Below are 18,744 nucleotides of genomic sequence, written 5' to 3'. Positions count from 1 at the left end.
CATTTTATGAAGAAAACATGAAACAGTCCCACGAAATAAAATCGTTAGATGAATTTTATAACCTTTTAAAAAATGACATAGATAAAGGAAGAAAATGACAAAAAAGAAGCAAGAGGATCAGAAAGAGCAAGAAACAGAAAAACTTTCTGAGTGGCAAAAAAGAAACAAGGAATACCTTGAAAAAAAGGCTCAAGAAGAAGCTGAAAAAGAGAAAGAACTAGCAGAGCAAAAAAAGCAGCATTTGCCAAATTCTGAAAAAGAGAAAGTCGAAAAGAATGATGAAAGTGCAGAAGAAGTGACAGCGGATACTCAAGAGAACGAGTCAGAGGAGGCAGAAAAGCCTACCGAGACAGAGACTTCTGAGGAAGAACAAGATGCGCCTTTTGATAAAACAACCTTGAGAAAAAAGAAGAAAGCAGAACGCAAACAAGCTAAGCAGGAAGCAAAAGAGACAAGAGAAAAAATTGCTCCTCGCCATATCTACCGTGCTTTGCCAGTATTGATTCTAAGTTCTATTTTGTTAATTTTAGCTGTTTATTTTATAAGCCCCTATTCAAAATTAAAGAATATAGAGGTAACGGGCAATAAACAGCTTTCAAAAACAGAGGTGCTGGATGCTTCTAGTATTCAAAAAGAGGATTACACCTTGACGACATATTTAAGTCAAAAGGCACATGCTAGAAATATTAAATTGTCAAGTCTATGGGTGAAAAAAGCAGAGATAAGTTACCAATTTCCAATTACATTTAAAATAAAAGTAACAGAATACACGGTTGTTGCTTATGATTATTCTGGGGAGCAGTATTTCCCAGTATTATCTAGTGGAGAAGAAATTGCTACTCCAGTTAAAAAATCACAGTTGCCAAAAAGTTATATAACACTTGATTTTTCAGATAAAGCAATGCTTAAGAAATTTGTGCAACAATTATCAGGTATTTCTAATACAATCAAATCAGAAATTCAAACGGTTCAGCATACACCGAGTAAAGCGACTGAGGATTTGCTGACAATCACTATGACAGATGGAAATAAAATCTTAGTTCCTTTGTCAGAAGTAGCTAAAAAACTACCTTATTATGAAAAAATTAAACCACAATTGACGGAAACAAGCGTTGTGGATATGGAAGCAGGAATATTTAGTTATAGAAATAGCTAAAATAATGTAGAAAATCTACCCAATTTTTATTTTTTTATGTTATAATATGCTTTGAATAACTATACTTTTTTGATAGTTAAATTGATAAGTGAGAAACTTGGTAGATAGAGAGGAATGGTCTAATGGCTAGAGATGGCTTTTTTACAGGATTAGATATCGGAACAAGCTCCATTAAGGTCTTGGTAGCAGAACACGTAAACAATGAATTAAATGTAATCGGAGTTAGTAATGCAAAAAGTGCTGGTGTAAAAGATGGTATCATTGTAGATATCGAAGCAGCAGCAAGTGCTATAAAATCTGCAATTTCACAAGCAGAAGAAAAAGCAGGAATTTCCATTAAGTTGGTGAACGTTGGTTTGCCTGCTAACTTGTTGCAGATTGAAGCAACGCAAGGTATGATTCCTGTAACAAGCGAAACAAAAGAAATCACAGATGCAGATGTTGAAAATGTTGTGAGATCTGCTTTGACAAAAAGTATGACTCCAGACCGCGAAGTTATTACCTTTATTCCTGAAGAGTTCATTGTAGATGGCTTCCAAGGAATTCGTGATCCTCGTGGAATGATGGGCATTCGTTTAGAAATGCGTGGTCTTCTCTATACAGGTCCACGTACCATTCTTCATAATTTGAGAAAAACAGTTGAGCGTGCAGGAGTTCAAGTGGAAAATATTATCATCTCTCCGCTTGCCATGACCAAATCTGTTCTAAATGAAGGTGAACGTGAATTTGGTGCGACTGTCATTGATATGGGTGGTGGCCAAACAACAGTTGCTTCTGTTCGCAACCAAGAATTGCAATTTACCAATATCTATCAAGAAGGTGGCGAATACGTCACAAAAGACATCTCAAAAGTTTTAAAAACTTCTAAAAAACTTGCCGAAAGTTTGAAGTTTAATTACGGAGAGGCTTATGTACCGGCTGCTAGCAATGAGTCATTCCAAGTGGAAGTGATTGGAGAAGTGGAGCCAGTTGAAGTAACAGAGCGCTATTTAGCAGAAATTATTTCAGCACGTGTTAAGCATATCTTTGAACAAATCAAGCAAGATTTAGAAAGAAGACACTTATTAGAACTTCCAGGTGGACTTGTTATTATTGGTGGTGGTGCAATTTTACCAGGTGTGGTGGAATTGGCGCAAGAAGTTTTCGGTGTTCCTGTTAAACTATACGTACCAAATCAAATCGGTATTCGTAATCCAGCTTTTGCTCATGTCATTAGCTTATCAGAATATGCTGGAAATCTATCTGAAGTGGATGTTTTAGCACAAGCTGCCGTTCACGGTGATGAACTTCTGCGTCATCAACCGGTTGAATTTTCTCGTCCGACTCAACAAACTCAGTCGTTCAATCCGTTGCAGCGCTTTACTCAGCCGCAACAAACAACTGTGACTCCGATTGCTGAACCAGCAGAAGAAGTTGAACGTCCCGAACCACTTCCGACACAATCTCAACAACCAAAAGAAAAATTGACAGATCGTGTTCGAAATCTACTTGGCAATATGTTTGATTAAAGGAGAAGGTAATACATTATGACATTTTCATTTGATACAGCTGCGGCACAAGGAGCAGTAATTAAAGTTATTGGTATCGGTGGTGGTGGTGGTAATGCCATTAACCGCATGATTGATGAAGGAGTATCAGGCGTTGAATTTATCGCTGCCAATACAGATGTGCAAGCTCTGAGTGGCTCAAAAGCAGAAACAGTTATTCAGCTTGGACCAAAGTTGACTCGCGGTCTAGGTGCTGGAGGACAGCCTGAAATCGGTCGTAAAGCGGCTGAAGAAAGCGAAGAAGTGTTGACGGAAGCTCTTACGGGAGCTGATATGGTCTTTATTACTGCTGGTATGGGCGGTGGCTCTGGTACAGGTGCTGCACCAGTTATTGCTCGTATTGCAAAAGGTCTTGGTGCCTTAACTGTTGCAGTTGTTACTCGTCCGTTTGGCTTTGAAGGAAGTAAGCGTGGTAACTTTGCGATTGAAGGAATCAATGAACTTCGTGAGCATGTAGATACACTTCTTATCATTTCAAACAATAATTTACTTGAAATTGTTGATAAGAAAACTCCTCTTCTTGAAGCATTGAGCGAAGCAGACAATGTCCTTCGTCAAGGTGTACAAGGAATTACGGACTTGATTACAAGCCCAGGACTTATTAACCTTGACTTTGCTGATGTAAAAACCGTTATGGCAAATAAAGGTGATGCTCTTATGGGAATCGGTATTGGTAGTGGCGAAGAACGTGTTATTGAAGCTGCACGTAAGGCTATCTATTCACCGCTTCTTGAAACAACGATTGATGGAGCTGAAGATGTCATTATCAACGTTACAGGTGGTCTTGATATGACCTTGATTGAAGCAGAAGAAGCATCAGAAATCGTCAATCAAGCAGCAGGTCATGGTGTTAATATTTGGTTAGGTACTTCTATTGACGACAGCATGAAAGATGAAATTCGTGTGACAGTTGTTGCAACGGGTGTTCGTCAAGAAAAAATTGATCGAGTAAGTGGTGTTCGTCCAGTTGCTCAACAAAATTCTTATGCAGCTGGAACTCGTGAAAATCGTAATTCTAGAGGAAGCCAAGGTTATGACCGTAACTTTGATTTGACTGAAAATCTTGAAGTTCCAAAGCCAAGTCGTCAACGGACAGAAGCGCCACAGGCTTCAGCATTTGGTGATTGGGATTTGCGTCGTGAAAATATTGTTCGCTCAACAGATGCGAGTTCTGCACCAGCTGTGGAACGTTATGAAGACACTAGTTCTGATGACGATGAATTAGAAACACCACCATTCTTTAAAAACCGATAAAATGGATTTAGCAAAGAATACATATCAAGTTTTGGAAAATGTAGCGCAAGCTACTCAAAAAGCTAATCGCTCAAAAAATTCAGTAGAAGTAATAGCTGTCACCAAATATGTTGACAGCTCTACTGCTAAAGAGCTAGTTAAAGCAGGAATTCATCATATCGGTGAAAATCGAGTTGATAAATTTCTAGAGAAATATCAGGCTCTGAAAGATGAACGTGTAACTTGGCACTTAATTGGTACACTTCAAAGGCGGAAAGTGAAAGACGTCATCAATTATGTTGATTATTTCCATGCCTTAGATTCCGTAAAATTAGCTCAAGAAATCAATAAAAGAGCTGAACATATCATTAAATGCTTTTTACAAGTAAATATTTCCAAAGAAGCCAGTAAACATGGTTTTGCTATAGAGGAAATTGATACTATTTTACCTGAGCTAGAAAAACTTGAAAACATCCAGATTGTAGGTTTGATGACAATGGCACCGATTGAAGCAGATGAAGCGGAATTAAATGTCATTTTCCAACAAGCCTATCAATTACAGCAAAGATTACAACGTAAACAGTTACCTAATATGCCTTTTACTGATTTAAGTATGGGAATGAGCCGTGATTATGCAATAGCTATTGCAAATGGTTCGACTTTTGTCAGAATTGGTACCGCATTTTTTAAATAGGAAAGTATTATGTCTCTTAAAGATAGATTTGATAAATTCATTGATTACTTTACGGAAGATGGTGAAGATGCTGGCGTTCAAACGCCTGAGCTACCACTACGTGCGAGTAGTCAATCTGTAACACCTACTAAAGAAAGAACAGTACATACAGCGAGTAGTTCTGTACAATCTTCTACAAGGTCAGGAGCAAATGAAAACATCACTCGTCTTCATGCGCGCCAGCAAGAATTGGCACAGCATCGCACGATTTCAGATGACAAAGTGACCATCAATGTTCGTTACCCAAGAAAATATGAAGAAACAACTGAAATTGTTGATTTGTTAATTGTTAACGAAAGTATTTTGATTGATTTTCAATATATGACAGAAGTGCAAGCTCGTCGTTGTTTGGACTATTTGGATGGTGCGCGTTATGTGCTTGCTGGGAACATAAAAAAAGTTGCGAGTACAATGTACCTTTTAACACCAATCAATGTTATTGTAAATGTTGAGGATTTGAAATTGCCTGAGGATTTACAAAGTGGCGAATTTGATTTTGATATGAAACGTAGATAAAAACATGGTTTGGATTGTAAATATACTTTATAATTTGGTAAGAGTGTATTCATTTATTTTAGTGGTGTATGCTCTCTTATCTTGGTTTCCGGGTGCCTATCAAACATCACTTGGTCAGTTGATTCTGCGGATAGTAGAGCCTGTTTTAAAACCATTTCAACGTTTCAACCTACAATTTGCTGGGATTGATTGGACGGTTCTTGTTGTTATCTTTCTTCTGAATTTTGTTTCTGGCATCATTTTGAATGCCCTTTTGCTTTTAGCTTAAATTCATGAAGAATAGCAAACATTTATATCAACATTTTGCAGAAGAAGATCGTGAATTTGTTGATAAAAGTTTAGAACAGATGCAGCGCGTTGAGGATTCTTATTCTTTTGAAGTGACTTCGTTTGTAAATCCACATCAAGTTGAAGTTTTGCGAAATCTTGGGAATCATTTGCAATTGCAAATATTTTCAAGTTCGGATTATTATACGAGTGAATTTGCTAAAGTCATTATTGCTCCTCTCTACTATGAGTTGCAATTAAGTGATTTTGAAATAGAGTTGTTAGAAATTAGCTATGCGAATAAATTTCACCATTTAACCCATTCGCAAATAATGGGAACGTTATTGAATCAATTAGGGATTGAACGTAAAGTTTTTGGTGATATTCTTGTAGCTTCAGGTAGAGCACAAATTATGGTAGATAAGAAATTCATTCAATTTTTCATCGATCATATCTCAAGGATAGCAAAGACACCTGTAAAATTGAAGCGAGTGGATTTTTCACAACAAATTATCGCTCAAACTGATTCAAAGCTAAGAGATGTGCTTGTCTCTAGTATGCGTTTGGATAAAGTGGTAGCTGCCTCATTTCATTTGTCACGAAGCATTGCCGCTCGGCTGATAGCAACAAAGCAAGTTAAGGTAAACTATTCTACGCTGGATAATCCCAGTCATCATTTGTTATTAAATGACTTGATTAGTGTACGAGGATATGGGAGAGTAAAAGTTTTAAGAGAAAATGGCTTTTCAAAAAATGGAAAGTACAAATTAACTGTTGAATTATTGTCTAGTAAGTAAGGAGAAAATATGGCTATTACATCATTAGAAATTAAAGATAAAGCTTTTGCTCATAAATTTAGAGGATATGATGTTGACGAAGTAGATGAATTTCTTGATATCATTGTCCAAGATTACGAAGATTTAGTGCGTGTCAATCATGAACAAGAGTCAAAAATTAAAAATCTGGAAGAACGTTTGACCTATTTTGACGAGATGAAGGATTCCCTTAGCCAGTCTGTATTGATTGCACAAGATACAGCAGAACGTGTAAAACAAGCGGCAAATGACCGTTCTGAAAACATTGTTCATAAGGCTGAGCAAGAAGCCCAACATTTATTGGATGAGGCAAAATACAAGGCTAATGAAATTCTTCGTCAAGCGACAGATAATGCTAAGAAAGTGGCTGTTGAAACAGAAGAGTTGAAAAATAAAACACGTGTCTTCCACCAACGTTTAAAATCAACAATTGAAAGTCAATTAAGCATTGTGAATTCTTCAGAATGGGAAGATATTCTTCGTCCAACAGCTACTTACTTGCAGACTAGTGATGAAGCCTTTAAAGAAGTTGTTCAGTCTGCTTTGGGTGAAGTCGTAACGACTCCAGAAGAAGATGAAGTGGATGTGACGCGTCAGTTCTCTCCAGAGGAAATGGAAGAATTACAAAGACGCATTGAAGAAGCAAATCGTGAATTAGCCGAAACACAAGCGTTTGAAACATTAGATGAGTCTGTCTTAGGATTAAATCTGACAAATGCTGAGACTTCAACAGATAACTCAGAAGCTACTTCAACAGAATCTGTAGATATTTTATAAGAGAATGTAAAAACAAGATGCTAACAAAATATTCGCAGCGAGCAGGTGACGGTGAGAGACCTGTAATTCCTTTTGTTAGGATTATCATTTTGCAAACTTAAATCTGAAAACAGTAAGATTTAACGCTTAACTCACGTTACGAGTAAGAGGGATAGGAATCTTATTCTTATCTAAATGAAGGTGGTACCACGAATTTTCGTCCTTTTGATGAATTTGTGGTTTTTTTAGTTGTTACTAATATGAAAAAGGAGAACTTATGAAATTAAAAGAAACTCTTAATCTTGGGAAAACTGCTTTTCCAATGCGTGCTGGCTTACCAAATAAAGAGCCTATTTGGCAAAAAGAGTGGGAAGATGCAAAGTTGTATCAACGTCGTCAAGAATTGAATGAAGGTAAACCACACTTTACACTTCACGATGGCCCTCCTTATGCTAATGGAAATATTCACGTTGGGCATGCCATGAACAAGATTTCTAAAGATATTATCGTTCGTTCAAAATCGATGTCTGGCTATTATGCGCCTTACATCCCAGGCTGGGATACTCATGGTCTTCCGATTGAGCAAGTTCTGGCAAAGCAAGGTGTGAAGCGAAAAGAAATGGATTTGGCAGAGTATTTAAAACTTTGTCGCGATTATGCACTGAGTCAAGTAGACAAACAACGTGAAGATTTCAAACGCTTAGGTGTTTCTGGTGATTGGGAGCATCCGTATGTGACGTTGACTCCGGATTATGAAGCTGCTCAAATTCGCGTATTTGGAGAAATGGCGAAAAAAGGCTATATCTACCGCGGTGCGAAGCCGGTTTATTGGTCATGGTCATCTGAATCAGCTCTTGCAGAGGCAGAAATTGAGTATCATGATTTGGTTTCAACCTCTCTTTACTATGCAAATAAGGTAAAAGACGGCAAAAATGTGCTAGATACAGATACTTATATTGTAGTTTGGACGACAACACCATTTACTATTACGGCTTCTCGCGGTTTGACAGTAGGTGCTGACTTTGATTATGTTGTGGTAAAACCAGCTGGGGAAAGCCGTAAATTTGTCGTTGCTGCTGACTTGCTCAATAGCTTGTCTGAAAAATTCGGCTGGGAAGATGTGGAGGTCTTGGCAACTCATCGCGGTGCTGAACTGAACCATATCGTGACAGAGCACCCGTGGGATGAGGAAGTAGATGAATTGGTGATTCTTGGTGACCACGTTACACTAGATTCAGGTACAGGGATTGTCCATACAGCTCCTGGTTTTGGTGAGGACGACTACAATGTTGGAGTTGCAAATGGCTTAGAAGTAGCCGTTACAGTCAATGAACGTGGTATCATGATGGAAAATGCTGGCCCAGATTTTGCAGGGCAATTTTATGACAAGGTAGTTCCTACAGTAATTGAAAAGTTAGGTCAACTTCTCCTTGCGCAAGAAGAAATTTCTCACTCCTACCCATTTGACTGGCGGACGAAAAAGCCAATTATTTGGCGTGCGGTACCGCAATGGTTTGCTTCAGTTTCAAAATTCCGTCAGGAAATTCTTGATGAGATTGAAAAAGTGAAGTTCCACTCTGAATGGGGTAAAGTTCGTCTTTACAATATGATCCGTGACCGTGGAGATTGGGTCATTTCGCGTCAGCGGGCTTGGGGAGTGCCACTTCCAATCTTCTATGCGGAGGACGGCACACCGATTATGACAGAGCAAACAATTGAGCATGTGGCTGAGCTCTTTGCGGAACATGGCTCTATCATTTGGTGGCAACGAGAAGCGAAAGATTTGCTTCCAGAAGGATTTACTCATCCAGGGTCACCAAATGGTACATTCACTAAAGAAACGGACATCATGGACGTGTGGTTTGATTCTGGTTCTTCTTGGAATGGTGTGGTGGTCAATCGTCCTGAATTGACTTATCCTGCTGACCTTTATCTTGAAGGGTCAGACCAGTATCGTGGTTGGTTCAACTCATCGCTTATCACATCGGTTGCCAACCATGGTGTAGCTCCTTATAAACAAATTCTTTCACAAGGGTTTGCTTTAGACGGTAAAGGCGAGAAAATGTCGAAGTCTCTCGGCAACACGATTGCTCCAAGTGATGTTGAAAAACAATTTGGTGCGGAAATCTTGCGGCTTTGGGTAACGAGTGTAGACTCCAGTAACGACGTTCGTATCTCTATGGATATTTTGAGCCAAGTTTCTGAAACTTACCGTAAGATTCGGAATACCCTCCGTTTCTTGATTGCCAATACATCTGACTTCAATCCGAAAGAAGATACTGTTGCTTATGATGACCTTCGCTCTGTTGATAAGTATATGACCGTTCGATTTAATCAACTTGTCAAGACGATTCGTGAGGCTTATGCCGACTTTGAATTTTTAGATATTTACAAAGCGATTGTAAACTTTGTGACAGTTGATTTATCAGCTTTCTATCTTGATTTTGCAAAAGATGTTGTCTATATTGAAGCAGCTAAATCATTGGAACGCCGTCAAATGCAGACCGTCTTTTATGATATTTTAGTAAACATTACAAAATTGTTGACCCCAATTCTTCCACATACAGCAGAAGAAATCTGGTCTTACTTAGAACATGAGCCAGAAGAATTTGTTCAGTTAGCAGAATTGCCAGATGCGCTGACTTTCCCTAATGAGGAAGAACTATTAGATACTTGGACAAACTTTATGAACTTCCGCAGTCAAGCTCAGAAAGCTTTGGAAGAAGCACGTAATGAAAAGGTTATTGGAAAATCTTTGGAAGCTCATTTAACGATTTATCCAAATGAAGTAGTGAGAACATTGCTTGAAGCGGTTAATAGCGACGTTGCGCAACTTCTCATTGTCTCTAAATTAACAATTGCAGACGGGGAAGCTCCTGAAAATGCTATTGCTTTCGAGGATGTAGCTTTTACAGTTGAGCATGCAGAGGGACAAGTTTGTGAACGTTGCCGTCGGGTAGATGAAACAGTCAAAGAACGTAGCTATCATGCAATTGTTTGTGACCACTGTGCAGAAATCGTTGAAGAACATTTTGCGCAAGCAGTTACAGAAGGATTTGAAACAAAATAATCAAAAGGGAGTGGGACAAAAATCGGTAATTTCGGAGAAATTTGATTTTGTCGTCCCACCCCCGCACAGTTGAGTAGGGCTGTAAAGGTTGATTTATCAACCGCATAGAACCCACTCAACCGCTGCAACTTGCAAGAAACTCATAAAAATCTGACGAGGTTAAGGACTTTTGTCCCAGCCTCTTCATTTTTTTAATTCCAAAGTTGCAAATGCAACCAATGTGTGCTATACTGATTTCATTGAGCATTTTCTATTTTATTGAGGATGGCTTCTAATTGAAAGAGTTCAGAGGAAGTCAGAGCTTTCATGACAGACTGGATGTAGGTCGTTTCAAATCCAATCAATCGGTCGTAGATTTGCAAAGCCTTCGTCGTAGGGAAAAGCTCTTTAAATTTCTTATTTTGAGAGTTGACTTTCTTTGTGATAAATCCTTTTTCCTCTAGTTTTCTAAGAGAGCGACTAAGTGTTGTTTTATCAATTTTTACCATATGAGAAAGTTGAGATTGATTCAGTCCTTCATGCTCAACAATGCGGATAAGGATAAGAAAAAGATTATTATCTAGGTTGTATTGGCTGGCTTCATGATTCATATTCATCATGGCTTGGCGAGAAATTATGCCCATTTGACGAAAGAGATGACGATAATCCATAAAAGGCTCCTTTTATAGTTGCATTTACAATTATTATATAATAAAGAAGAAGGAAAAACAAGTATGTGGTATAAAAAGACATTTGAGGAATTAACCACCTTAGAATTTTATAAATGCTTGAAATTACGTTTGGAAACATTTGTCGTAGAGCAAAATAGTGTTTACAATGATTTGGACGAGAATGATTTAGTAGCTGTTCATATTTTTCATGAAAATGAATCCGGGGAAGTGGATGCTTATGCGAGAGTATTTGAAACGGGTACTACTATTCATTTTGGACATGTCGTAACAGCGGCTTCTACTCGCGGTTAAGGGCTTGGTCGTAAGTTGGTCCAAGCTATTATGGAGACTTGTGCTGAAAAATGGCCTGAAAAAGAGATTCACATAGAGGCGCAAGAGCAGGTGGTGGGCTTGTATGAGAAATTTGGATTTGAAGCTGTTAGTGAACCCTTCATCTTAGAATCACGAGTACATGTGAAAATGGTTTACAAACGAAAATAAATGGAAAAATAAGTTTTGATAGTGGGAAACGAAAGAGTCTGTTCCTAAAATAATTTAAGCCATTTTAAGAAAAGCACTCTATTTTAGTGGAAAATATGATAGAATAGCTGATAGGAGGAACAGTATGTTTCATAAAAGTAAGTTATTTTTTTGGACAACAGAAGTCTTACTACTAACCATTATCTTTTTTATCTGGCGGCAAATGGACGGCTTGATTTCCCCTTTTGTGAGCGTTTTAAATACGGTTTTAATTCCTTTTCTAATTGCGGGATTTTTGTACTATGTGACGAATCCTTTAGTGAAATTCCTGGAGAAAGAGCTGAAAATTAAGAGGATTTTTGGAATTTTGATTACCTTGGTTCTCTTGTTTGGGATTATTGCTCTGGGCATTATTTATCTGCTACCTATTTTGATTACGCAGTTGACAAGTTTGATTTCTTCTAGTCAAAATGTTTATGGAGAATTGCAAAATTGGATTAACCAGCTATCGCAGCACTCTCTCTTTAAAAATCTGAATATCCAGTCTATTATTAAGCAGTTAAATTTGTCTTATGTGGATATTTTGCAAAATATTTTAAATAGTGTCACCAATAGTCTGGGGAGTGTCGTTTCAGCAGTAGTGAATACATTTTTGATTCTCATCATGACGCCGATCTTTTTGGTCTATTTCTTAATTGACGGGGATAAATTACTGCCCATGTTGGAAAGAACTGTTTTGAAGCGGGATAAGCTCAACATCACGAAATTATTGACCAATCTTAATGCAACGATTGCTCGGTATATTAGTGGGATTTCGATTGATGCGTTTATTATTGGAACGTTGGCTTTCATTGGCTATAGTGTTATTGGTCTGAAATATGCTTTGATATTTGCTATTTTTTCTATGATTGCTAATCTTATTCCTTATGTGGGCCCAAGCATTGGGTTGATTCCGATGATTATCACTTATCTGATTGCTGATCCGAAAAAAATGGTGATTGCAGTTATATATATGTTAATTGTGCAGCAAATTGACGGAAATATTCTCTATCCACGGATTGTAGGTGGCGTGATGAAGGTGCATCCAATTACCATTATGGTTCTCTTGCTTTTGTCAAGTAATATTTATGGGATTGTTGGGATGATTGTAGCGATTCCGATTTATTCTATTTTGAAAGAAATTGCAAAATTCCTAGCGAATTTATATGATAATCATCGAGCTGCACAGGAGCAAAAGAAAAATGAGGAGTACGGAATTATTAATAAATAAGAATGGGATGATGAATAAATTCAAAATCTGAAAGATGAATAGACATTCAGAAGGACTGTGTCTTAATGTTTTAGAATGATGAATATAGGGAAGTGGAAGCAAACTAAATGCAACAAAAATTTAGTTTGGAATTCCACTCCTTTTTCTTTCTAATACGTTTTATTAAAACCATAAGTGTATTTTTATGCTAAAATAGAACATATTCTCCAAATAACTTAGTAATATCAAGGTTTTGAGAGGTTGTAGATTGAGTGACTACGTTTTTGACTACGCTTCTTTTCTTTCGGACATGTATTCGTTAAAACGATTTGCTACTTGTTCGTGTCGTTCTTTGGTGACATGAGCGTAGATTTCCATAGTTGTTTTTATGTTACTATGTCCTAATCTTTCTTGAACCTCTTTAATGGTTGCGCCAGATTCAAATAGTAGGGAGCAATGAGTATGACGGAAGCCATGTATTGTGATTCTCCGCATGTTAAATCTTTTCGCAAGCACATTATTTAAATCAGATATATGGTTGTAGGAATACCATTTGCAATCTCTATTCGTGAATATATATTGTTCGTCACCCTCAAATTTTACTCCATGAGCCATAAATCGTTTCATTTGGTAAATTTTCCAAGTTTTCAACAATGAAATTGTATGGTCATCGATGGAGATGGTTCTACGGCTTTTTTTAGTTTTTGGAGATTGGCAAAATTGTTTTCCGTCAACTTTTACTGCTGTTCGAGAAACTTTTAGAGTTTTATTTTGAAAGTCTATGTCTTTCCATTTTAGTCCAAGAGCTTCACCTTTTCTTAGCCCGGTATATCCTAAAACGTGGAAAAATGTCACATTAAATGGTGAGCGTGAATTTTGACATTTATTTAAAAATTCTAGTAACTCCATTCTAGTATAGAAGTTATCTACTTGCTCTTCTTGATTTTCTTCTGTATATTTTTTTCTAGGGATAATGACTTTATCCATAGGATTTTCAGGGATAATCTCTAGGTGGTAAGCGTATTTAAAGATACGCTTGATAATACTAAATAATAGACTTGAACTTTTATATTTATCCTGTATCTTTTGAACGTTATTTTGACAAATTAAAACAGTAATATTTTTTATCTTCATACCGTCAAAATATTTTATGACAGTTTTTAGCATACACTTTGCTGTTGCAAGAGTGGTAGGTTTGACTGTGGATTTATAGGAATCCATCCACATTTCGGCGATTTCTTCAAAGGTATAGTCTTCGTATATTTTTGTAAACTCTTGCTCCTCTGCTTGAGATTGCAAGAGGAATTCTGCTTGTTTTGCTTCTTTCTTTGACTTGAAACCTCTTCGTGTAGTCCGTTTTTGTTTTCCTGTCAACGGATCAATGCCAAGATAGGCTTTCAACATGTAGCGAGTTTCGCCATTTTTTGTAGTATATTTTTTAATCATCTTTCTTCTCCTTTTTTAGCTTGCCCGCATAGTTGAGAGAAAGAACTCTTTGTGATATACTAACTAAGGTATATTTTTTATCGGCTCATCACCTTGACTACGGGTGATGAGTTTTTTAATTTCTATTTGCAAAATCGGGGAAATATCTGAAAGAAGCAAGAGCAGGATAGCCCGCTTGTTCATCCGTAACAAAACCGTATGAAATAAATTTATCTCCTTTTTTTAAAGTGTACTTATAATATTCTGGAAGTATTAAAACTAAAAACTTATCTTTTCCATTTTTACAAACAATAACTTTTGCATTGCTTCCCTCCATAACATCAAGGACAGTCCCTCTAACTCGTACTTTGTCATTGTAAGCCCACTCTTCAATTGGAGTCTCTTCATACCCTTTGTCTCTGACTTCGGGGTATAATGATTCAAACTGGCTGTAAGTCAGCTTTTCTTTTTTCTTTGATGAAGTTGTTTCAATACTAGAATCACCAACTGTAGACTTACCTTTTGAATGTTGGTTACTAGAACAAGAAGCGAGAGTGGTTGTTGCAAAAAGTATCAATCCTAAAACAAATGCTTTTTTCATAATAATTCTCCTAATTTTCTATTGGCATAAAATTGCCTACTACTTTGCCGATAATCCGTGGTTCTTCTTCCCACTTAGCGAACTTATCATCATATTTATCATTCAACGAGACGAGCCTTAGGCCGTCTTTTTCTTTATATACTTTCTTGATGTAGCTTTGTCCGTCCCAATCAACGGCATAGATAGCACCGTCATAGTCCCAGCCAGTGTCTTTAATAAGGGCAACAGAACCGTCAAGGTATTTTGGCTCCATTGAATCGCCATAGACCCAAGAAGCAAAGTCATGATCTATATATTTGTTGTAAAATACGACATCGTAATTGCGATCTTCCATGTAGTCGTAACCATTTCCTGCAGAGAGTTTTTCAAACACATGATATTCTGTTCGTTCTTCGCTGAGTTCATTCTGTGCTCGTTTTTGCTCCTCTAGCTGCATTTTAGCTGTGTCAAGCACAATTACTCTACGAGGTTCTTCTAAACGTTCTACAGTATCGGAAATTGCCTTAGCAGTATTAGTTAAAGGTAATGAAACAATGTTAGTTTGAATTGGTGGGAATAAATCGTCAATAGATATGTCAAATGCTTTAGCCAAATCAAACATTGTGTTTTTCTTAGGAGACCGAAAACCTTTTTCGTAATTGCTTATGGCGTTTTTACCTAAACCGACTTTTTCCCCTAGTTCTAACTGTGTCCATCCTTTTAGTTTACGTTGTTCTTTAATTTTTGAACCTATAACGATAGCAAGTGTTTCTTTATCCATATCACCAGAGCTCCTTTCAATTTTATTTTGATTAAATTATAACACAAAAAACCACGTAAAGAAAACTTTTTTGTTTTTTTCGCAAAAAAACTGTTGACAGAACACGAAACGTGTGCTAATCTATAATCAAGGTCAGGGAAATGACCAAAATTGAAATTTTATTTTTAAGGAGCGGAGAAAATGCAAGAAGTTATTCAGTCGATTGCAGCTATTGGTGGTTTTGGATATTTGAATTACCAAATTATTGTTAGAGTTAAGGATATTGATTGGGGGAGTGAACAAGATAAGAAGTTTTTATTGATTTTTTTATCATCATTAGACTACAGTATATTTCTCTTATGGCAATTTTTAATTAAAAATTTACTTGTTAGTATTGTTTTAACAATTCTAACGGCAATTCTTATCAGTCTTGTTCTTCCTGATTTGGTACATATTTTTTATAAGGTAGTCAATTGGATTAGAAAAGACAATAGTTTACCTGATTTAGATAGTAAAACAATGTATGATGTTTTTGCGACAGATACAGATTGTCAAAACTGTTTTGTTTTTCGTATAGGTGATAAGCAGGTAGTATCGTCAGGATATATTGCTTACACTAATGGAGAACGAGATGATTTATCGTTAATTTTGTACCCCTACATTTCTTACAATGATCCTGAAAAATATGCCATTAAAGACGAGGATGGCCTGCTTAGGTATCTAGATAAAGAAAAAATCCAAGTCAAGATTTATCTTAACTTGAAAAAGCAAGTGAAATTTATTTATTTTTAGGCTTCGGCTCTTGATGGTATGCTTTTTCAGGCAATCGTCTTTTGCCAGGATTATTACTATTTTTCACATTTGGTTCTTTAGTGGTATATTTTTTATCCATAAAAGTCGCTCCTTTCTGTTAATAGTGGTGAGATAGCTCTATATCTCATCTCTATTATATCAGATTTGAGGTATAGAAAATAAAAAAGGAGGTGAGGAGTGTGCAGATAAAATTATATGAATTGCGGAAAAATGCTGGATTGACACAAGCGCAAATGGCTGCTAAATTAGATATTTCGGAAGCCTCGTATCGTTCTAAAGAATTAGATTACATAGATTTCAAATCATCAGAAATGTTTTTAATCGCTGATATTTTCAAAAAAGATATTAGTGATATTTTTAGCAGAAAAAGCCCACAAAACGTGTTCTAAAGTAACTTGAATATAACTAACTACGCTTGCCCGCATAGTTGAGAGAAGGAGAAGAAATGAGACCAAAAAAATATCCATATGTTCAAAAAGCATTAGTACATCAAAGAGAGAGGGTTAAGAGTTATCTTAATTGTTTGGATTCTCTTAATAAAAATATTAAAAGCTGCTCTACCGAGTGGCAAAAGCAGTTTTTTGAACAACAGAAAGAAAGTCTTAAAAGCGATCTAACACCTTTGGATTTTCTTTTACTTGAGCAAGAATTTGATTTTCGTGAGAAGAGAGAACTTAGATTTCGATAAATTTCTGATTTGTCCCATTAAAACATAATTTTTGAATATCTCTTATGATGAGATTAGAAAGGAAACTCAAAATGAAAAAAATATTAGAACGAATAGCAAAAAGCCTTGAGTCCATTGATTTGGAACTCAAAGCAAGAAACGCAGACCGAAAGACGCTTATTGAAGAAGCTACACGGATTGAAAAAATATGTTCAGATATAAAACAAGACCCTTTCGGTCTCGGTTCTTTGAAAGAAAAGACATTAGCTGATAAAGCTAAGAGAAAGGAATGACAGCTTTAATTTTAGCCGCAAAATCAAGAACACTTTCTATTCTTTCTTTGAGAGTAGGTTCTTTGAATTCTATCTCAAGCGTAGCGATAGCTTCTGTCGTTAAACTAATAAGAAAAAGCGTGTCGTTGCCAGCTATGCCGTTAATGTAGCCATGACGCTTTAATTCAAAGCATGTATCGAGAATATCTTTTTCAGACCATTCAGTCATGATGTCATTCTTAATAGAATCAATATTTTGAAAATTTCTTGCTTCTTCTTTAGAAATTTCTTCTTTGCGTCTATTTAAGTATTCTGCGTACATTGAACTTAAAAGGAATTTAGCGTCATTTGTTAGCTCGTTCATAACAGTTACCTCCTTTCTGAATTTATTATATCAGATTGGAGAAATTTAGATTTACAGAAAGGATAAAAATGAATGAATTAGCATTATCAAATAATCTAGCTCAGATTGAGCTTGAAATCAATCATCATAAGCAGATTGCAGGGCAGTCTATTTGGGAGATTGGACGCAGATTGAATCATGTAAAAAAACATGATTTGACACATGGACAATTTACGTCATGGATAGAAAAGCAAGGATTGCATTATAGAGAAGCAAATAGAATGATGACTATTGCCAGACAGCTTCCAAATGTGACAACGTTGTCAGATTTAGGAACGTCAGCCCTCTACCTCATAGCCACTTTGCCAGATGACCAAAAGCAAGAGCAACTAAATCGCATTGAAGAGGGCGACAATCCAACAGTTCGAGAATTGCAGGAACTGCGTCGGCAACTCAATCTGTCTAAAGCAGACAATGAAGAATTGCGTCAAAAGAATGAGCAGCTAGCCGAGCAGGCTTTGGCAAAGTTTGAAACAAAGATAGTCACCAAGGAGGTTGCACCTCAAGACTATGATTCTACTAAGTCTTTAAACAAGACATTGATGGAAAAGAATAAGGAGTTGAAAAGTGATTTAGAAAGTTTAGAAGAACGAAATAAATTTGTTGAAAGTCAATATCAAAACCTTTTAAAAGAATGAGAAACGGTGGATGCTAATTCTAAGAAATACGAAGAATTAACAGAAGCTATCCAACAGTCGAAAGGGCAATTAAATGACGTTCAGAAAAAAATGTCCGACTACAAGGACATTTTGGAAATTGTCCGTTCAGGGGACGATTTATTAACAAAGATGTCGGGATTGATTTATAAAGATGAGGAGAAATTTAGACAAGCAGACCATGTTATCGGTCTTGAAATTGATAGCTTGGTAAATCGCATGCAACTACTCATCAACGACCTTTCGCAAATGAGGAAGGCAGCAACTATTATTGAAGGAGAGTTTAAATGAAGAATGAACTTTTAGAGAGTGTTACTGGTGTTACACAAGAAGATATTTTGATTCAAGTTTTGGAAAATCAAAAGCAATTGAAGCAGCAACAAAAATCACTAGAGAGTGATGTTGATTACTTAAAAAATGAACAGCCTGTTAATCCGTCTGTTTGTCTTGATTTGGAGCGGATACGCAAGAAAAAGGTGATTGATATTTTAGGTGGAAAGGATAGTCCTGCTTATCGTGATAGTCATTTTGCTCGTTCTGTGTTTGCGCAAGCTGCAAAAGACTTTAAAGATCATTTTCGTATTCCACGTTATGATTTGCTGAAACGTAAAGACGAATTGAATGCGTATGAGTATTGGCGGAATTGGGAGCCAAATACAAATACTAAGTTTGATATTAAGGCCAGAAATAAGCAGC

Annotated in this window: 20 protein-coding genes and 5 pseudogenes; 20 read left to right on the top strand and 5 right to left on the bottom strand. The window is 36.6% G+C overall.

The features are described 5' to 3' along the window. Positions 1-94: 94 nt before the first annotated feature. From HMPREF2887_RS05875 to ileS, 11 genes and pseudogenes are all read left to right on the top strand, one after another. Positions 95-1,156: a cell division protein FtsQ/DivIB gene (locus tag HMPREF2887_RS05875; protein WP_021001382.1), complete on the top strand. Its 1,062-nt coding sequence runs from the start codon at positions 95-97 to the stop codon at positions 1,154-1,156. Positions 1,157-1,278: 122 nt separating this feature from the next. Continuing rightward, positions 1,279-2,485 (top strand): annotated as a pseudogene (gene ftsA / locus HMPREF2887_RS05870) (cell division protein FtsA); the annotation flags it as partial. Further along, positions 2,464-2,664, top strand: a pseudogene (locus HMPREF2887_RS10685) (cell division protein FtsA C-terminal domain-containing protein); the annotation flags it as partial. The pseudogenes ftsA and HMPREF2887_RS10685, both read left to right, overlap by 22 nt. Before the next feature lie 18 nt (positions 2,665-2,682). After that, positions 2,683-3,957: a cell division protein FtsZ gene (ftsZ, locus tag HMPREF2887_RS05865; RefSeq protein WP_021001383.1), complete on the top strand. Its 1,275-nt coding sequence runs from the start codon at positions 2,683-2,685 to the stop codon at positions 3,955-3,957. A 1-nt stretch (position 3,958) separates the two neighbouring features. Then, positions 3,959-4,630, top strand: coding sequence for a YggS family pyridoxal phosphate-dependent enzyme (locus tag HMPREF2887_RS05860; protein WP_021001384.1), 672 nt, complete (start codon positions 3,959-3,961; stop codon positions 4,628-4,630). 9 nt (positions 4,631-4,639) lie between these two features. Further along, positions 4,640-4,723, top strand: a pseudogene (locus HMPREF2887_RS10680) (cell division protein SepF); the annotation flags it as partial. A gap of 96 nt (positions 4,724-4,819) precedes the next feature. Continuing rightward, positions 4,820-5,185 (top strand): annotated as a pseudogene (locus tag HMPREF2887_RS05855) (cell division protein SepF); the annotation flags it as partial. A 4-nt stretch (positions 5,186-5,189) separates the two neighbouring features. Further along, positions 5,190-5,453: a YggT family protein gene (locus HMPREF2887_RS05850; RefSeq protein ID WP_003025694.1), complete on the top strand. Its 264-nt coding sequence runs from the start codon at positions 5,190-5,192 to the stop codon at positions 5,451-5,453. A gap of 4 nt (positions 5,454-5,457) precedes the next feature. Beyond that, entirely contained in the window at positions 5,458-6,249 is a 792-nt protein-coding gene (locus tag HMPREF2887_RS05845; RefSeq protein WP_021001385.1) for a YlmH family RNA-binding protein, read from the top strand. Positions 6,250-6,258: 9 nt separating this feature from the next. Further along, positions 6,259-7,044 (top strand): DivIVA domain-containing protein, encoded by a 786-nt coding sequence (locus HMPREF2887_RS05840; protein WP_003025689.1) that lies wholly within the window; start codon positions 6,259-6,261, stop codon positions 7,042-7,044. 256 nt (positions 7,045-7,300) lie between these two features. After that, positions 7,301-10,093, top strand: a complete 2,793-nt coding sequence (gene ileS / locus HMPREF2887_RS05835; protein ID WP_003025687.1) for an isoleucine--tRNA ligase — start codon at positions 7,301-7,303, stop codon at positions 10,091-10,093. A gap of 236 nt (positions 10,094-10,329) precedes the next feature. Here the strand turns inward: ileS and HMPREF2887_RS05830 are convergent, their stop codons facing one another. After that, complete coding sequence (locus HMPREF2887_RS05830; RefSeq protein WP_003025684.1) at positions 10,330-10,743, bottom strand: MarR family winged helix-turn-helix transcriptional regulator; 414 nt, start codon at positions 10,741-10,743, stop codon at positions 10,330-10,332. Between the two features lie 63 nt (positions 10,744-10,806). On the opposite strand from HMPREF2887_RS05830, the pseudogene HMPREF2887_RS05825 reads away from it, so the two are divergent. Together HMPREF2887_RS05825 and HMPREF2887_RS05820 are read left to right on the top strand one after the other, a co-directional pair. Then, positions 10,807-11,244, top strand: a pseudogene (locus HMPREF2887_RS05825) (GNAT family N-acetyltransferase). Positions 11,245-11,368: 124 nt separating this feature from the next. After that, positions 11,369-12,493 (top strand): AI-2E family transporter, encoded by a 1,125-nt coding sequence (locus tag HMPREF2887_RS05820; RefSeq protein WP_003028351.1) that lies wholly within the window; start codon positions 11,369-11,371, stop codon positions 12,491-12,493. Positions 12,494-12,760: 267 nt separating this feature from the next. Here the strand turns inward: HMPREF2887_RS05820 and HMPREF2887_RS05815 are convergent, their stop codons facing one another. The 3 genes from HMPREF2887_RS05815 to HMPREF2887_RS05805 form a co-directional block, all read right to left on the bottom strand. After that, positions 12,761-13,918 (bottom strand): site-specific integrase, encoded by a 1,158-nt coding sequence (locus HMPREF2887_RS05815; RefSeq protein ID WP_084740907.1) that lies wholly within the window; start codon positions 13,916-13,918, stop codon positions 12,761-12,763. Positions 13,919-14,033: 115 nt separating this feature from the next. After that, complete coding sequence (locus HMPREF2887_RS05810; protein ID WP_084740903.1) at positions 14,034-14,498, bottom strand: hypothetical protein; 465 nt, start codon at positions 14,496-14,498, stop codon at positions 14,034-14,036. A gap of 10 nt (positions 14,499-14,508) precedes the next feature. After that, positions 14,509-15,258: an XRE family transcriptional regulator gene (locus HMPREF2887_RS05805; RefSeq protein ID WP_084740899.1), complete on the bottom strand. Its 750-nt coding sequence runs from the start codon at positions 15,256-15,258 to the stop codon at positions 14,509-14,511. Positions 15,259-15,438: 180 nt separating this feature from the next. Here HMPREF2887_RS05805 and HMPREF2887_RS05800 point away from each other — a divergent pair, with 180 nt between their 5' ends. The 4 genes from HMPREF2887_RS05800 (at position 15,439) to HMPREF2887_RS05785 (ending at position 17,010) form a co-directional block, all read left to right on the top strand. Beyond that, positions 15,439-16,029, top strand: coding sequence for a hypothetical protein (locus HMPREF2887_RS05800; RefSeq protein WP_084740895.1), 591 nt, complete (start codon positions 15,439-15,441; stop codon positions 16,027-16,029). A gap of 200 nt (positions 16,030-16,229) precedes the next feature. Continuing rightward, on the top strand, positions 16,230-16,439 hold the full coding sequence (locus HMPREF2887_RS05795) for a helix-turn-helix transcriptional regulator (RefSeq protein WP_084740892.1): 210 nt from the start codon (positions 16,230-16,232) through the stop codon (positions 16,437-16,439). Between the two features lie 56 nt (positions 16,440-16,495). Continuing rightward, positions 16,496-16,738 (top strand): hypothetical protein, encoded by a 243-nt coding sequence (locus HMPREF2887_RS05790; protein WP_084740888.1) that lies wholly within the window; start codon positions 16,496-16,498, stop codon positions 16,736-16,738. Positions 16,739-16,809: 71 nt separating this feature from the next. Then, positions 16,810-17,010, top strand: coding sequence for a hypothetical protein (locus HMPREF2887_RS05785; protein ID WP_084740884.1), 201 nt, complete (start codon positions 16,810-16,812; stop codon positions 17,008-17,010). Here HMPREF2887_RS05785 and HMPREF2887_RS05780 read toward each other — a convergent pair. Next, positions 16,994-17,353 carry a hypothetical protein gene (locus HMPREF2887_RS05780; protein ID WP_084740882.1) on the bottom strand — a complete coding sequence of 120 codons (360 nt, stop codon included), beginning with the start codon at positions 17,351-17,353 and terminating at the stop codon, positions 16,994-16,996. The two genes, HMPREF2887_RS05785 and HMPREF2887_RS05780, sit on opposite strands and share 17 nt — an antisense overlap. Positions 17,354-17,421: 68 nt before the next feature. Between HMPREF2887_RS05780 and HMPREF2887_RS05775 the strand changes: the two genes are divergently transcribed. From HMPREF2887_RS05775 to HMPREF2887_RS05765, 3 genes are all read left to right on the top strand, one after another. Further along, on the top strand, positions 17,422-18,030 hold the full coding sequence (locus HMPREF2887_RS05775; RefSeq protein WP_084740879.1) for a DUF3102 domain-containing protein: 609 nt from the start codon (positions 17,422-17,424) through the stop codon (positions 18,028-18,030). A gap of 6 nt (positions 18,031-18,036) precedes the next feature. Continuing rightward, positions 18,037-18,339: a hypothetical protein gene (locus HMPREF2887_RS10675; protein WP_084740875.1), complete on the top strand. Its 303-nt coding sequence runs from the start codon at positions 18,037-18,039 to the stop codon at positions 18,337-18,339. Continuing rightward, positions 18,336-18,744, top strand: a 409-nt coding sequence (locus tag HMPREF2887_RS05765; RefSeq protein WP_084740873.1) for an ORF6C domain-containing protein, incomplete at its 3' end; no start/stop codon positions are given. The genes HMPREF2887_RS10675 and HMPREF2887_RS05765, both read left to right, overlap by 4 nt.

The organism is Streptococcus sp. HMSC071H03 (assembly GCF_001813035.1).
GTDB classification, from domain to species: Bacteria; Bacillota; Bacilli; order Lactobacillales; family Streptococcaceae; genus Streptococcus; species Streptococcus anginosus.
Note: the sequence above shows the minus strand (reverse complement) of the source record. Positions and strands in the feature narration are given on the sequence as shown.